Genomic DNA, 13,472 nt, shown 5'->3' with positions numbered 1-13,472 from the left:
TCTGGCTGCAGAGATGCTGTTGGAGCGGACTTTGCCGCAAGCCCTTGCTTGGCTAATGGCAAACAGACGCATTGGCGCGAAGGCCGCCGCGCGATAGTTTTCCGGCCTGGAACAGACAAGGCAGATGCAATGAGCAACCTTTTCGAACCGATCCCCTACAGCCTCTGGCAAGAGGACAAGCAGGCATTTTCAAAGCGGCTTGGCAGCTCCTTCCGCGAGACAGGGTTCGCCGTCATCACGGGTCACCCCGTCAATCAGGCCATCATTGACGAGGCAAATGACGCAGCGAAGGCCTTCTTTGCGCTGTCGAAGGACGCCAAGGAAAAGTACCACGATGCCGAAGGTGGCCGTCAGCGCGGCTACACGCCGTTCGGCACCGAGAACGCCAAGGGCCAGAAGGCCGCTGACCTGAAAGAGTTCTGGCATACGGGCCGCAAGCTGCCTGAAGACTCCAAATACCGCGCGACGATGAAGGACACGCCTGTCGTCGACGAGGTGCCGGAGTTCGATGCCGCCACGTATGCATTCTATACCGAGATGGACGAGTTCGGCCGCGACCTGCTGCGCGCTGTTGCCCTCCATCTTGAGCTGCCGGAAGACTGGTTTGACGACAAGGTCGAGAGCGGCAACTCCATCCTCCGCCTGCTTCACTACCCGCCGCAGGACAACCCGCCACCAAAAGGCACGGTCCGCGCCGCCGCGCATGAGGACATCAACGTCATCACGCTGCTGCTGGGGGCTGAGGAGGCAGGCCTTGAAGTCCTGCACCGTTCCGGCGACTGGCTGTCGGTGAACCCGCCTGCCGGCTCGCTCGTCATCAATTGCGGTGACATGCTGCAGCGCCTGACAGGCGGCGTCCTGCCGTCGACGACGCACCGCGTTGTGAATCCGGAGCCGGAACGCGCGAAATTCCCGCGCTATTCGACGCCATTCTTCCTGCACTTCAATCAGGACTTCCTGATCGAGCAGCTGCCGCAATGCCTTGAGGAAGGTGGCAAGACACAGCCGCCGATCACGGCGCAGGACTACCTGATGGAGCGCCTGCGCGAGATCGGGCTGGTGAAGGCCTGATGCGCGTCCGGCTTGCTGCGCTCGCTCTTGCGCTTTCGCTATGGGTGAGCGGGCAAGGCGGCCCCAAGGCTTTCGCGCAGGAGCCGATTGAGTTCGGCGAGACCTATACAATCCAGTCCGAAACGCTGGGTGAGACGCGCACCATCAATGTCTGGGTGCCGTCGCACGCAGATGAAGACCCGCGCGCACCCTACCGCGTGCTCTACCTGATCGATGGCGGCACGCAGCAGGACTGGTTTCACATCACCGGACTTGCGCAGCTCGGCGCGCTATCCTGGACGTTTGAGCCAATGGTCGTGGTCGGCATCGAAACCGATGACCGCCAGAATGAGCTGACGCCGCGAGCCAGCGATGAGCGCTATGTGGCCGAATTTCCGACCTCTGGTGACGCTGAGGACTTCCGCACGTTCCTGACCGATGAGGTGAAGCCCTTCGTGGAGGCAAACTTCCCGGTGCGCGATGAAAGCGCCCTGATCGGCGAGTCGCTTGCCGGCCTGTTTGTCGCTGACACCTATCTGAAAAGCCCGGACGCTTTCGACGACTATCTCGCGATCAGCCCGAGCCTCTGGTGGGATGACAAGGCGCTCGGTGTTGAAGCTGCGCGCCTGATGTCGGCACATGACTATGTGGGCAAGCGCCTGTTCATTGCAGCCGCTGACGAAGGTGGCACGATGCAGGACGCCATCGACCAGCTCTACGATGCGGCCGTCGAAGCGGGTGTCGAGGTTCATTTCGACGACCTCTCGGCCACGGAAACACACGCGACAATCTTCCATCAGGCCGCGTTGCATGCCTTCCGGCTGCTCTATGCCGAGCCCCCTTATGATTACGGACCGACGCCCTGGTATCTGGTCGAAGGCGGCGAGCCAGACCGGGCGCAGGACTAGTTGATCTTCCTGTCGGCGTTCTCAGGGAAAGCTGGTCCTGTCATGGAACGCTCATCCGGATTTTGATTTGATAAAGCAGATGGTCTGAACACGAAGCCGGAGGTGAGATATTCCGAAGGCCGACCGGACACGCTCTTCGAACCTCATTGCCTTCGCTGGTTTTCTGGCGACCGCCATCGCCTTTGGACCGGCGCGGATCGGCTACGGCCTATTCCTCCCAGAGTTTCGCGAAGCTTTCGACCTGACCGCCACACGCGCAGGTATTATTGCGAGTGCGGGTCTGGTCGGGTTTCTGATTGCTTTGCCCGCTGCGGCGTGGATCGTTGACCGATACGGCTCGCGCGACTCTGTGCTCACAGGCACGCTCGCAGCGACGGCTGGCTTCGTCGTCATCTCAGCGGCAAGTGGAGCCACTCAGATACTGGTGGGTGTGCTGTTGGCGAGCGCCAGCGCTGGTTTATGCTGGGCGCCATTCAATAAAGCCGTCGAACAAATTGCGCCCTTAGCCAAGCAGGCCCGGACCCTGTCGACGATCGCAGCCGGCACCAGCATCGGCATCATGCTGGCTGCAGCGCTTTATCTTGGCGTTGTGGTCGACCTAATGCGCTGGGCGGTCGCCTGGATGGTATTTGCCGGTGCAGGTGTTCTGACAACTGTAATCATCGCTTTCGGTGTGCCAGGTGGGGCCGCCAGCGATCAGGAACCGCCACGCTCGCCATCGCCATCACTGTGGTCGAGGAATATGGCGCCTCTGTACGCGGCTGCCTTCGTCTTTGGTTTCGTGAATGCGATCTTTTTCTCCTTTGCCGCTGACAGAGTCGTCAGCGCGGGCGGCCTGCCGGGCATTCGCGATGAGGCGTCATCGTCGGTGATCTTTCTCGCTTACGGGTTTTTCGGGCTGTCTGGCGTTTTTACTGGACGCCTCGACGCCGTCATTGGCCTGCCTTCATTGCTTCGCCTGATATTTGCGGCTGCAGCGGGGTCTCTCCTCCTGATGGCGCTTGCACCAACGAACTGGTTGTCCGTCATCGTCTCCTCCGGATTGCAGGGTGCCGCTTTGATGGCCCTCAGCGCGACCATCTCCTTCTGGAGCCTCGGTCTGTTTCCCGGCCGAGGCACACGAGGCTTTACCGCTGCGCTCTTCGGCCTTGCGGGCGGCAGTGCTATCGGCCCCGCAATCGCAGGCACCGTCTCTGACTGGCTTGGCCCATCGACAATGTTTGCCGTAGCGAGTGTGCCTGCCATCATTCTGGCGGCGTGGCCTTTTGACTGGATGGGCAAAGAGCCCTGACTATTTCGGCGCCGACAGCATGCACCTAACAAGCGTGAAGATGGGATTGCCGCCGCGTCCGGCTTGCAAGAGGCGGCCATAGCGACTGAACTGCTCCCAAGGCCCAGCAGAGGCAAAAGGGAGTTGAGATGTTCGATAATGACGACTGGCTGAACAAGCACCACGAAGAGGTCATCGATCCGGCCCGCGAGATTGTAGACCCGCACCACCATCTCTGGCGCAAGAGCCACCCGGTCATCCGCTATGACCTCAAGGAGCTGTGGTCAGATACCGATGATGGTCACAATGTCACCCAGACCGTTTTCATGGAGTGCGGCTCTTCCTATCGCGAGGACGGGCCAGAGCATCTGAGGCCGGTCGGTGAGAGCGAGTACATCGCAGAGACCGCCGCCCTGACCGAGGCTGCGCCCGGCAAGGCAAGCATCGCCGCTTTGGTCGCGCATGCTGACCTTCGCCTGCCAATCGAGACGCTGGACGAGGTGCTGGGTGCACATATCGAGGCCTCAAAAGGCCTGTTCCGGGGCATCCGGCATGCAGGCCCATTCGACAAGGCTGGGGCGGGCTTTCGCATCCCGCCGCGCGCGCCAGAAGGCCTCTACAAGGACGAGGCATTCAGGCGCGGCGTTGCGCATCTTGGCCAGGGCGGCTTTACCTATGACACCTGGAACTATCACCACCAGATCCTCGACTTCCGCGACCTTGCGGCCGCAATCCCGGACACGGTGATGATCCTCGACCATTTCGGCACGCCGCTGGGTGTCGGCCCCTATGAAGGCAAGCGCGAGGATAATTTCGCGAAATGGAAAGACGATATCGCCGCCGTCGCCGAGCAGAAGAACGTCTTCGCCAAGCTTGGTGGGCTTGCCATGCCGGACAATGGATTTGGCTGGCATGAGCGGGAGATCCCGCCGTCATCCGATGAGGTCGTCGATGCACAGGCGAAATACTATCACCATGCCATCTCCTGCTTTGGTGCGGACCGCTGCATGTTCGAAAGCAACTTCCCGGTCGACCGGCTCTCGCTCAGCTACCGTGTCTACTGGAATGCCATGAAGAAGATCGCCGCCGACTATTCTGAGCTGGAACAGCAGGCCATGTTCAGCCGCGTGGCCCGGCAAGTCTACCGCATCGACCCACCGCTATAGGAAGACACCCATGTTCGATGAGATCATCTATGAGGTCGAGAATGGCCGCGCCCGCATCACGCTGAACCGGCCAGACAAGCTGAACGCGCTGACCCTAAAGATGCAGGCCGAAATGTCAGAAGCGCTCTGGCAGGCCGATAATGACCGGGCGGTGCACTGCGTCATCATCAAGGGCGCCGGCCGGGGCTTTTCAGCAGGGTATGACCTTGCAGGCTCTGACAGCGTGCCTGTCTCGCGCCTCGACGCCAAGACCAGCAACAAGCGCGGTGGACGCTCTGTCGATGACGATATCTGGCAGCTGGAACGCGCGCAGCGCTATCGCATGGCGATCTTTGACATGCACAAGCCTGTCATTGCGCAGGTTCACGGCCCCTGCGTGGCGGGCGGGACCGATATCGCGCTTCTCTGCGATATGGTCATCATTGCCGATGATGCGATGGTGTCCTTCCCGGCGGGGCGAAACCTCGGCGCGCTGCCGAACCAGATGTGGCTCTACAATGTCGGCCCGCAATGGACCAAACGGCTCATGCTGACCGGCGACAGCATTACAGGGGCGGAAGCAGCCCAGCTTGGTTTTGCGATGAAGTCGGTGCCCGCGAACATGCTGGACGCCGAAGTCGAAGGCCTTGCCGACCGGATGGCGCATATTGATGCCGATATACTCGCCGCCAACAAGCGGGCGGTAAACCTCGGCATGGAGCTGATGGGGGCCCGCACGATGCAGCGCCTTGCCGTGGAGAATGATGTGCGCGGCCATCAGGCCGCCTCAGCCCATGCCTTTGTGAAGCGGGTTGGTGAAGCGGGCCTACGCAAAGCCTTGCGGGAACGCGACGCGCCGTTCGGCGATGGTCGCGCCCGGGTAAACGGGCCAGAGGTGCGCGACACGGAAGGCAATCTGATCGAGGACTAGCCCCACCCCGACCCTCCCCAGAGGGGAGGGAGAAGAGGTAAGTCCTTTCAGACTAGCGCCCCCTCCCCGCACGCGGCGAGGGTTGGGGTGGGGCCTACTGCTCCAGTCCCGCCAGCCAGTCATCGCGCATGACTTCCCAGACCTGCGACTGGCGGATGGTGCCGTCTGGCCTCTGGCTCTCTATATCGCCGCGATAGACAAAGCCCGTGCGTTGAAACAGTTTCTGTATACGGACATTGTCGAGTGCGGTCGTGTTGCAGATGAGATCGAGGCCGAGCGCGTTGAACATCCAGGTGAAGGTCGCGGTCATGCCAGCGCCGCCCTGCCCCTTGCTCTGGAGGTCAGGCCGCATGGCGCCCGCCAGCTCACCTGCGCCCCATTGCGGCCAGACCTTGAGCTCTGAATAACCAGAGAGCGTGCCAGCCTCATCGAAGTTGAGCGACAGAAGGCCCTCGCCGCGCTCGCGGGCCGCATCCATTTCCGCGATGAATTTCGATACCGCCTCCTCCGTCAGCGGGCGCGGCAGGCTGTAGATCCAGCGGTTCACCTCTGGAAAGGCGAACAGTTCTGTCAGGGCGGCGGCATCGTCCTGCGTGGCCAGCCTGCTCGTGGCGGCGGTGCTGGGCAAGGCTGGCGTGCCGCGGACGGCGGCGCGGATCTCGGCTTCGCGGGCCGCTCCAATTTCACTGCGCGTCCATGGAAACTGGCCCATCCGGCGCTCTCAGTCCTGATCTTTCAGAAAGGCGTCGACCTCTTCGCGCCATGGCAGGCTTGGCTGCGCGCCGGGCTTGGTGACGGCCAGCGCAGAGGCAGCGGACGCAAAGCGAAGCGCTTCGCCTTCACCCCGCCCTTCGGCCAGCGCAAGAACAAGCGCAGCGCAGAAAGTGTCGCCTGCCCCGGTCGTATCGATGACGGGCACGGTGAAAGCCTGCGTGCGGGCGATTTCCTTGCCAGCGCGGTAGAGGACCGCGCCCTGCCCGCCCAGCGTCAGCGCAACCATGCCTTCGCCGCGGTGGATGCCGTCGCCGTAGAAGGCCGCTTCGCCCTCATTGACGATGAGAAGGTCTGCGGTTTCGAGAAGCTCAACCGGGACGGGCGCGGCCGGCGCAAGGTTCACGGCGAAAAGGCCGCTCTTGGCGCGCATGGCCGCGAGGACGCATGCAGTCGGCACTTCCAGCTGGCAGAGAATGGCATCCGGCGCGCCGTCAATCCTCACATCATCGGGGGAGAGGTTTCCATTGGCACCGCTTGCGACAACGATCTGGTTCTCACCCGCCTTGTCGACGGCGATAAGGGCGACGCCGGTCTGTTCGTCCGGGTCGCTGACGATGCCAGACAGGTCGACGCCGTCTGACTTCAGGAGGGCGAGGGCCGCATCACGGTTCGGGCCTTCGCCGGTGCGCGCGATCATGGAAACGTCAGCGCCGAGGCGGCGCGCGGCGAGTGCCTGGTTTGCGCCCTTGCCGCCGGGATGCTGCGCAAAGGTGGCACCCGTCACTGTCTCGCCAGCGACGGGAAGCTTTTCAGCCGTTGCGACGAGGTCGAGATTGGCCGAACCGACGATAGTGATCGATGGGCGCGTCATAGCGGGTATCTTCCGAGCTGGCCGAGCAATTCTGCGAAGGCACCATCGGCGTCGACGCCCGTGTACCACTCGACGTGGCCGTCCTCGCGGTACTCCGGCATAGTCTTGCCGAAGCGCTCGCCCTCTTCAGTGACTACGGAGACGCGCGCCTTGCGGCCCGTGAAAAGGTCCGGCCGCAGCAGCGCGAGGATGGTGGAGGGGTCATGCAGCGGTGCATTCCGCGCCTTCGCCGACTCTTCCAGTCTGTTGGAGGCCGCGAGCAGGTCAGCGGCGACAGTGGCCTGCCGCGAGCCGAGGGCACGCACGCGTTCGACTATTTCGTCCTGCGTCAGCAGCTGGTGGGTTACATCGAGGCTGAGCACGCGCATCGGAATGCCGGACCGGAAGACCGCTTCTGCGGCATGAGGGTCCGCGAAGATGTTGAACTCGGCATGCGGCGTGATGTTGCCGCCCTCGATATCGGCGCCGCCCATGATGACGATTTCAGAAAGGCCCTCGGCAATGTCGGGCGCCATGCTGAGCGCGAGCGCGACATTGGTCATCGGGCCGGTCACAACGAGGGTCGCCGGAAAGCCCTTCATGGTACGGAGGGTCTGTATCAGGAAGTTCACGCCATGCTGGCGGGAGGCGCGCCCTTTTGGCTTTGGCAGGTCCAGCCCGCCGAGCCCTGTCGTGCCGTGAAAGTCCTCTGCCGTCACCGGATCGCGAACAAGCGGACGCGGCGCGCCGGCACGAACGGGCAGGCCTGACTGGTTGCCCGCAAGGTCGCGGATGATGCGCGCATTACGATGCGTGAGCTCACCGCGGACATTGCCTGCAACCGTCGTAATTCCGAGCACATCAATCCGGTCGGTTGCCGCAAAGGCAAGCAGAAGCGCGACGGCATCATCAAGCCCCGGGTCGCAATCTATTATTATCTGGCGTTTCCTCATCGGTCCTATTTGCGTCTGTTCCGATCTTCCCGGCAAGGTCTAGCTATCACTCAGAGAAACCCTAAGTGAGGCTGGGACAAGTCACACAAGAAGGAATGAAGCTCATGGCCGTTTCAACGAAATCACTGGACTATGAACAGGCCGGACAGACCTATGAGGGCTTTCTGGCCATGCCGGAAGGCAAGCCGAAAGCTGTTGTCCTCGTTTCCCACGCATGGGGCGGACAGAACGAGTTTGACCATGACAAGGCCAAGATGCTGGCCGAGTGGGGCTATGCGGGCTTTGCGCTCGACGTCTATGGCAAAGGCAAGCGCGGCTCGACCAAGGAAGAGAGCCAGGCGCTTATGGAGCCGCTGGCGTCCAATCGCGGCGAGCTTCAGAACCGGCTGAAGTACAGCCTGGAAGTCGCGAAGAAGGAATCTGGCTGCGACACGGCGGCAGCGATCGGCTTCTGCTTTGGCGGTCTCTGCGTGCTCGACATGGCGCGCGCCGGCATGGACGTCGAAGGCGTTGCGTCTTTCCACGGCATCCTCGGCGCCCCTGGCAATACTGGCGGGCACAAGACCAAGTCGAAAGTTCTCGCCCTGCATGGCTGGGATGACCCGATGGCGAAGCCTGAGGACGTCATGGCTTTCTCCAAGGAGATGACGGATGCAGGCGCCGACTGGCAGCTGCACGCCTTTGGCGGCGTCATGCACGCTTTCACCAATCCTGAAGCGAACGACCCGGACTTCGGCACGGTATACGACCCAGCCGCCGAGCGCCGCAGCTTCGCGATCCTCAAGGATTTCCTTGAAGAGCTGTTCGGCTAGAGACCGATCATGACCGGGCTTTCCCGCCGTTTGTTTCTGGCATCAATGCCAGCCGCGGGGCTGCTCGGCGCGTGCATGACACAAGACATAAGGGGCGCGACCACGAAGGGCGCGCCCCTTTTGCTTGTCGAGGGCCCGGCAATGAGCCGCGTCCCGGCCGCAGGGTTCGTCGTTTGGGACGGAAAGCGTATCGTAGCCAGTCAGACGGCTGGCCTCGCGAGTGGTCTGAGCGCGGACGAGGTGTCTGCCGGTGTCGAGCCTCGCGCTTTCAGCATCGATACCCCGTTCCGGACGGCCTCCATCTCCAAGACGGTCGTCGCTCTCACGGCTCTGGCGCTTGAAACCAAGGGTCAGATTGAGCTCGACGCCCCCATCACAGGCGCCTTGCCACAACTGGCTGGCGTTGCGGATGATGTGACCATCAGGCATCTTCTCGCGCATGTTTCGGGGCTGGAAGATCCCGAACAATACTGGCTGGCCCATCCCGGGGATCTGACGCCCCTCATGGTTGAGGCTTTCGGCGCGCGTCGTCATGAGGCGCGCGACTATTTCCAATACTGCAATTTTGGCTACGGCATTGCGGCGACCGTCATGGAGGCAGCGACACGCACCCGCTTCGACAGGCTGGCCGAGACGCATGTGCTTCAGCCTCTGCAGCTGGATGCAGGGTTCAACTGGTCTGGCGTCAGCAGGGAAAAGCGACTGGCGGGCGCGACCCTCTACCGCGAGACGCCCGCGGGCTGGCAGATCCAGACAGACGGACCGGAGACGCTGAATGCGACGGCACCCGCCATACTGATCGAGGATGGGGCCTCGCTCGACACCTATACGCCCAGCCAGAATGGCACGCTATTCTCACCGCAAGGCGGCGTTCGGATCAGCCTGCTGGGACTGGCAAGGATGATCCATACTCTGGGCAGCCATAGCGAGCTTAGCCGTCCTGTCTGGACCCTGAATGCCGATGCGAGCAACGGCCTTCACGACCTTGGCTACTTCACCGCATTCGGAACAGGTGTGCACATCCACCCGGCCGCCGACTCCCTGTGGCCGGGCTATGAGCTTATCGGCCATCATGGTGAAGCCTATGGGCTTTATGCCGGTGCCTGGCATGCCCCGCAGACTGGTCTCAGCTTTGCCTATGCCGTGACAGGCACGCCGGATCGCACTCCGCAGCGCAGCAACGTTCACCCAGCGCTGAATGAGTGGACCGCCCCTCTTGTCGCGGCCGCTTTTCGCGAAGCAGGCCTTGCCTAGTCAGACCAGGCAGGCCGGTAGGTCCGCTCGGCATTCTCCTCGACGGCGGCACGTCCGATCAGGGCGCGCCGCCATTCCATGTCGGCAAAGAGCGGCGCCTGATCTGCATAATGGGGGGAAGTTTCATCCAGCGTCGCCGCACCATACTGGTGGATGATGTCGGCCGTCTGCTCACCTGTCTCATCCCACTCGACCAGCGCGATCCATGTGTCGCCAGCCGCTGCCGCCAATACCCCTGTCTCGCCGATCTCAGCCGGATAGATGGCGCGCAGTGTATCGGGGCCACCATCGAGCGGCAGGCTGACATCACCGCGCACCAGCCTGTTCACATCGCCCCATTCAGGGTCGATGCGGCCATGATGGGTCATTAGCCAGTCGACGGCGTCGCGGAACGCCTCTTCTGGCGCTGGCGGCGTACTGCCATCGATGGAGCTGCGAATTTCACGGATGACCGTCAGCACACCCAGCGCGGCATGGGTATTCTCGCGGTTGGTTCGTCTGTTCCAGGCGCGGAGGTGATCGGCAGCGGCCGCGAGCCTGTCGTCATCTCTCCAGTCCTCAGCCAGAACGGCTTCGATGACCTGTTCGGCCTGCGAGCCCTCCGCATAGGATTGATCGAACTTGATATCGAGAAGGCGAGCACGTCCGATAGGTTCGCCGTCACCCGTCAGCTCTGCGATCCGCAGGGAGCGGTTGGTCTCATTTTCCTGCAAGCCGATGGCGGCCGGAAAGTCTTCAGGCTTCAAATTGTCCACGCCATCGGTTGCCGAATAAGGCGTATTGTTCGCGTTGTAGACAAAGCCGCTTTCGGGATTGACCAGCATCGGCACATCTTCGAACGGCAGGTAGTTCTGCCAGATGAGATCAGAGCGATCGCCGGGCAGGTCCTTGCGCCAGTCCCAACCCGGCGCCCTATCCGGATACTGAGCATTATGGATGAAGGCGATATTGCCCGCCTTGTCCGCATAGACATAGTTGATGCTCGGCAGGGCGTTCATCGACATGGCGTCCATGAATTCATCCAGAGAGCGTGCCTTGTTGAGGCGGTAATACTGCTCCAGCTGGCGGATCTCGCCTCGCCCGGCATAGCGGATGGCATAGGTGCCATGATCGGCTTCGATGACCGGGCCGTGCACAGAGTGCTTCAAGGTACGCTTTGCCTTGAACGCAAACGGACCGAGCAGGCCGACGCGGATGGTCACAGTTTCGGTTTCAAAATCGCGCCACTCGCCATCCAGCCTGTAGCGGTCTCCGGCCTCGTCCACTTTAAGGCGGTAGACATCGGCAAGATCCGGCTTGTTGACCGTATTGGCCCAGCCAAGGTCCCTGTTGAACCCATGCAGGATGAGCGGCGTGCCGGGGAAGAGGCCGCCTGTAATGTTGAGCCCTTCTTCAGAGACAAGCTGCGCCTCCCACCACGCAACCGGCCCGGTCATGGGCTGGTGCGAATTGATCAGAAGGCGCGTGACGCCGTCGCCTGAACGCTGCGGCGTCACAGCGAACGCATTCGACCCGCGCTCTGGCTGACCATGGGGCACGGCGTGAAAGGCTTCGCGCTCGCCGCTCGGATCGAGCGCGATAGCAGCCTGTCGCTCGTCGCCAAACAGCTCCATGAGCGTTGAGTCGAGGCCGTAGAAGAATGGCGTCTTGAAGATGAAGCCCGCGACGACATCTTGCGCCGTGAAAGGCGCGAGACCCGCCCAAGTCGCGTCCGGGTTTTCAGCGGCATAGAGATTAAGGCCAGCGGCATAGGCCTCTGCGATGGCCTTAACATCTTCGGGCACGTCCTGCTCATAGCGCGCATCGACTGTCTCCCATACGCCCAGCAGGGCGACGATATAGTCTGTGGGTGCCGCGCCCGCGCCTTCATACCGCGCGAGAACACCGCGCGTGGCAGCGACGACATTCTGGATCGTTTCATAGTCATCTTCGGCATGGGCGTAGGCGACGCCGAAAGCGACATCGGCATCACGCGCGCCATAGATATGCGGCACGCCCCAATTGTCGCGGATGATCTCTGCATCGTAGTTTGAGGCTGCGGCGGCGAGTTCATCGGGCGGCGGATTGGCGCCAACCGGATCCCAGAGCCAGATGGCAAGTCCGGCAATAGCAACGATGACGGCGACGAGGCCCCATTTCAGGATCCGCATCATGCGCCCCTCCCCTTCAGTTTCTTTTATATCCGTGGAGGCGTGCACGCATCAGAGCGTGGTGGCAATACCCGCCGCGAGATAGCCGATGACGGCGAGCAGGCCGGCGGTGAGCGCATAGGGCAGCTGCGTGCGCACATGTTCGATATGGTCACATTCGGCCGCGAGGCTCGCGATGATCGAGGTGTCGGAGATTGGCGAGCAATGGTCGCCGAAGACCCCGCCGCCGAGGACCGCTGCAAGCGCGAGCGATGGCGGTACGCCGCTGCCCAGGGCAAGCGGGATCGCGACTGGCACGAGGATGCCATAGGTGCCCCAGCTCGTGCCGGTCGTGAAAGAGGTGATCCCCGCCACGACAAAGACGATGGCAGGTAGCGCCCAGGCAAAGGAGATACTGCCCGCAAGGCTACCGAGCACTTCGCCGGTACCGAGTGCCTTGAGGCTTGCCCCCAAAACCAGCGCAAGGAAGATCACCGTCACCGCGGGCAGAAGATCGCCCATCCCCTTGAAACCGGTCTCGATGAGGCTGCCTTTCGGCTCCTTGCCGGAGCGCAGAAGCAGGATGAAGGCAATCGCTGTTGCAAGGCAGACCGCCCAGAGGATGGACTGGGAGCCTGAGCCTTCCAGCATATTGCCGCCGCCCGTCCACAGCATGAAGCCAAGCGCGCCGCCGACCAGCACGAGCAGAGGCACGCCCATATTGAGCGCGCTGCCGCTTCCGGTTTCTTCTTCCGGGGCATCGTCATTGGCGGCGATGGTCTGCGCCTCACGCGCGCGAAGCGGGCCAAAGGTCCGGTCGCTGATCACGGTCAGCCAGACACCGGCAAGCGTCAGCAGCGCATAGAAGTTGAGCGGGATGGTCGCGACCAGCACGGCGAGCGGATTGTCGAGGTCATACTCTGCGATGAGGCCAAGCACGAAAGCACCCCAGCCATTGAGCAGTATCAGTATGCTGACGGGCGCAGAGGTAGAGTCGATGATATAGGCGAGTCGTTCCCGGCTCATCTTCAGGCGGTCGAAGAGCGGCCGGCCCATAATGCCCGTGGTCAGAAGGCTGATATTGGTTTCGACGAAGATGAGCGTGCCAGTGAGCGCGGTCACAGCGCCTGCCCGGCGCCGCGTGCCTGCTGCGCCCGTGCGCACCAGCCAGTTCACCATGCCGGCAATCCCGCCGGATCGGCGCATATATTCGATCAGTGCACCGATGATGAGGCAGAAAAGGAGGATGCGGGTATTGCCCTCACTGCCAAAGACAGAGACCGCCCGCTCTACGCTGCCGAGAAAGCCAAGCGCCGGATTACCCCCGGCGATCAGCGTTTCGGAGGTCCAGATGGCGAGGCCGAGCGCCCAATAGACATTGCGCGTCCAGACCGCGATGGCGAGCGCCAGGACAGGCGGCAGAAGTGTAATCCAGTCTGCCATTGTCCGCCTCTCC

General features: G+C 62.3%; 12 protein-coding genes. 7 read left to right on the top strand and 5 right to left on the bottom strand.

Annotation, left to right across the window (positions count from 1 at the left end; translation table 11 throughout):
• Positions 1-129 precede the first annotated feature (129 nt).
• The 5 genes from KUV46_10510 (at position 130) to KUV46_10490 (ending at position 5,304) form a co-directional block, all read left to right on the top strand.
• Positions 130-1,071, top strand: a complete 942-nt coding sequence (locus KUV46_10510; protein ID QYI99777.1) for a hypothetical protein — start codon at positions 130-132, stop codon at positions 1,069-1,071.
• Positions 1,071-1,958 carry a hypothetical protein gene (locus KUV46_10505; protein QYI99776.1) on the top strand — a complete coding sequence of 296 codons (888 nt, stop codon included), beginning with the start codon at positions 1,071-1,073 and terminating at the stop codon, positions 1,956-1,958. The genes KUV46_10510 and KUV46_10505 overlap by 1 nt, the downstream gene beginning before the upstream one ends.
• Before the next feature lie 109 nt (positions 1,959-2,067).
• Positions 2,068-3,249, top strand: coding sequence for an MFS transporter (locus KUV46_10500; protein ID QYJ02391.1), 1,182 nt, complete (start codon positions 2,068-2,070; stop codon positions 3,247-3,249).
• Between the two features lie 128 nt (positions 3,250-3,377).
• Positions 3,378-4,394: an amidohydrolase family protein gene (locus KUV46_10495; protein QYI99775.1), complete on the top strand. Its 1,017-nt coding sequence runs from the start codon at positions 3,378-3,380 to the stop codon at positions 4,392-4,394.
• 10 nt (positions 4,395-4,404) lie between these two features.
• A complete protein-coding gene (locus KUV46_10490) occupies positions 4,405-5,304 on the top strand; it encodes a crotonase/enoyl-CoA hydratase family protein (protein ID QYI99774.1) in 900 nt (299 codons plus the stop codon).
• Between the two features lie 94 nt (positions 5,305-5,398).
• Here the strand turns inward: KUV46_10490 and KUV46_10485 are convergent, their stop codons facing one another.
• The 3 genes from KUV46_10485 to KUV46_10475 are packed head-to-tail and all read right to left on the bottom strand — an operon-like array spanning position 5,399 to position 7,821.
• Positions 5,399-6,016, bottom strand: a complete 618-nt coding sequence (locus KUV46_10485) for a GNAT family N-acetyltransferase (GenBank protein ID QYI99773.1) — start codon at positions 6,014-6,016, stop codon at positions 5,399-5,401.
• Between the two features lie 9 nt (positions 6,017-6,025).
• Positions 6,026-6,889: a ribokinase gene (locus tag KUV46_10480; protein QYI99772.1), complete on the bottom strand. Its 864-nt coding sequence runs from the start codon at positions 6,887-6,889 to the stop codon at positions 6,026-6,028.
• Positions 6,886-7,821 (bottom strand): nucleoside hydrolase, encoded by a 936-nt coding sequence (locus KUV46_10475; GenBank protein ID QYI99771.1) that lies wholly within the window; start codon positions 7,819-7,821, stop codon positions 6,886-6,888. Before KUV46_10475 ends, KUV46_10480 begins: the two co-directional genes overlap by 4 nt.
• A 104-nt stretch (positions 7,822-7,925) precedes the next feature.
• On the opposite strand from KUV46_10475, the gene KUV46_10470 reads away from it, so the two are divergent.
• The gene (locus tag KUV46_10470; protein QYI99770.1) at positions 7,926-8,633 is read left to right on the top strand and encodes a dienelactone hydrolase family protein; all 708 of its coding nucleotides are present in this window, start codon (positions 7,926-7,928) and stop codon (positions 8,631-8,633) included.
• 141 nt (positions 8,634-8,774) lie between these two features.
• Positions 8,775-9,887: a beta-lactamase family protein gene (locus KUV46_10465; protein ID QYI99769.1), complete on the top strand. Its 1,113-nt coding sequence runs from the start codon at positions 8,775-8,777 to the stop codon at positions 9,885-9,887.
• Here the strand turns inward: KUV46_10465 and KUV46_10460 are convergent.
• Together KUV46_10460 and KUV46_10455 are read right to left on the bottom strand one after the other, a co-directional pair.
• Complete coding sequence (locus KUV46_10460) at positions 9,884-12,040, bottom strand: acylase (protein ID QYI99768.1); 2,157 nt, start codon at positions 12,038-12,040, stop codon at positions 9,884-9,886. The two genes, KUV46_10465 and KUV46_10460, sit on opposite strands and share 4 nt — an antisense overlap.
• A 48-nt stretch (positions 12,041-12,088) precedes the next feature.
• Complete coding sequence (locus KUV46_10455) at positions 12,089-13,459, bottom strand: hypothetical protein (protein QYI99767.1); 1,371 nt, start codon at positions 13,457-13,459, stop codon at positions 12,089-12,091.
• Positions 13,460-13,472: the final 13 nt, after the last annotated feature.

The sequence above is a fragment of the Thalassovita mediterranea genome (assembly GCA_019448215.1).
In the GTDB taxonomy this organism is placed as follows: domain Bacteria; phylum Pseudomonadota; class Alphaproteobacteria; order Caulobacterales; family Hyphomonadaceae; genus Henriciella.
Note: the sequence above shows the minus strand (reverse complement) of the source record. Positions and strands in the feature narration are given on the sequence as shown.

What these genes read in the sequence shown, in the direction of transcription:
- KUV46_10480 (QYI99772.1), bottom strand. Translation starts at nt 6,889, where the DNA reads ATGACGCGCCCATCGATCACTATCGTCGGTTCGGCCAATCTCGACCTC.
- KUV46_10490 (QYI99774.1), top strand. Translation starts at nt 4,405, where the DNA reads ATGTTCGATGAGATCATCTATGAGGTCGAGAATGGCCGCGCCCGCATC.
- KUV46_10460 (QYI99768.1), bottom strand. Translation starts at nt 12,040, where the DNA reads ATGATGCGGATCCTGAAATGGGGCCTCGTCGCCGTCATCGTTGCTATT.
- KUV46_10495 (QYI99775.1), top strand. Translation starts at nt 3,378, where the DNA reads ATGTTCGATAATGACGACTGGCTGAACAAGCACCACGAAGAGGTCATC.
- KUV46_10485 (QYI99773.1), bottom strand. Translation starts at nt 6,016, where the DNA reads ATGGGCCAGTTTCCATGGACGCGCAGTGAAATTGGAGCGGCCCGCGAA.
- KUV46_10455 (QYI99767.1), bottom strand. Translation starts at nt 13,459, where the DNA reads ATGGCAGACTGGATTACACTTCTGCCGCCTGTCCTGGCGCTCGCCATC.
- KUV46_10465 (QYI99769.1), top strand. Translation starts at nt 8,775, where the DNA reads ATGAGCCGCGTCCCGGCCGCAGGGTTCGTCGTTTGGGACGGAAAGCGT.
- KUV46_10470 (QYI99770.1), top strand. Translation starts at nt 7,926, where the DNA reads ATGGCCGTTTCAACGAAATCACTGGACTATGAACAGGCCGGACAGACC.
- KUV46_10510 (QYI99777.1), top strand. Translation starts at nt 130, where the DNA reads ATGAGCAACCTTTTCGAACCGATCCCCTACAGCCTCTGGCAAGAGGAC.
- KUV46_10475 (QYI99771.1), bottom strand. Translation starts at nt 7,821, where the DNA reads ATGAGGAAACGCCAGATAATAATAGATTGCGACCCGGGGCTTGATGAT.
- KUV46_10505 (QYI99776.1), top strand. Translation starts at nt 1,071, where the DNA reads ATGCGCGTCCGGCTTGCTGCGCTCGCTCTTGCGCTTTCGCTATGGGTG.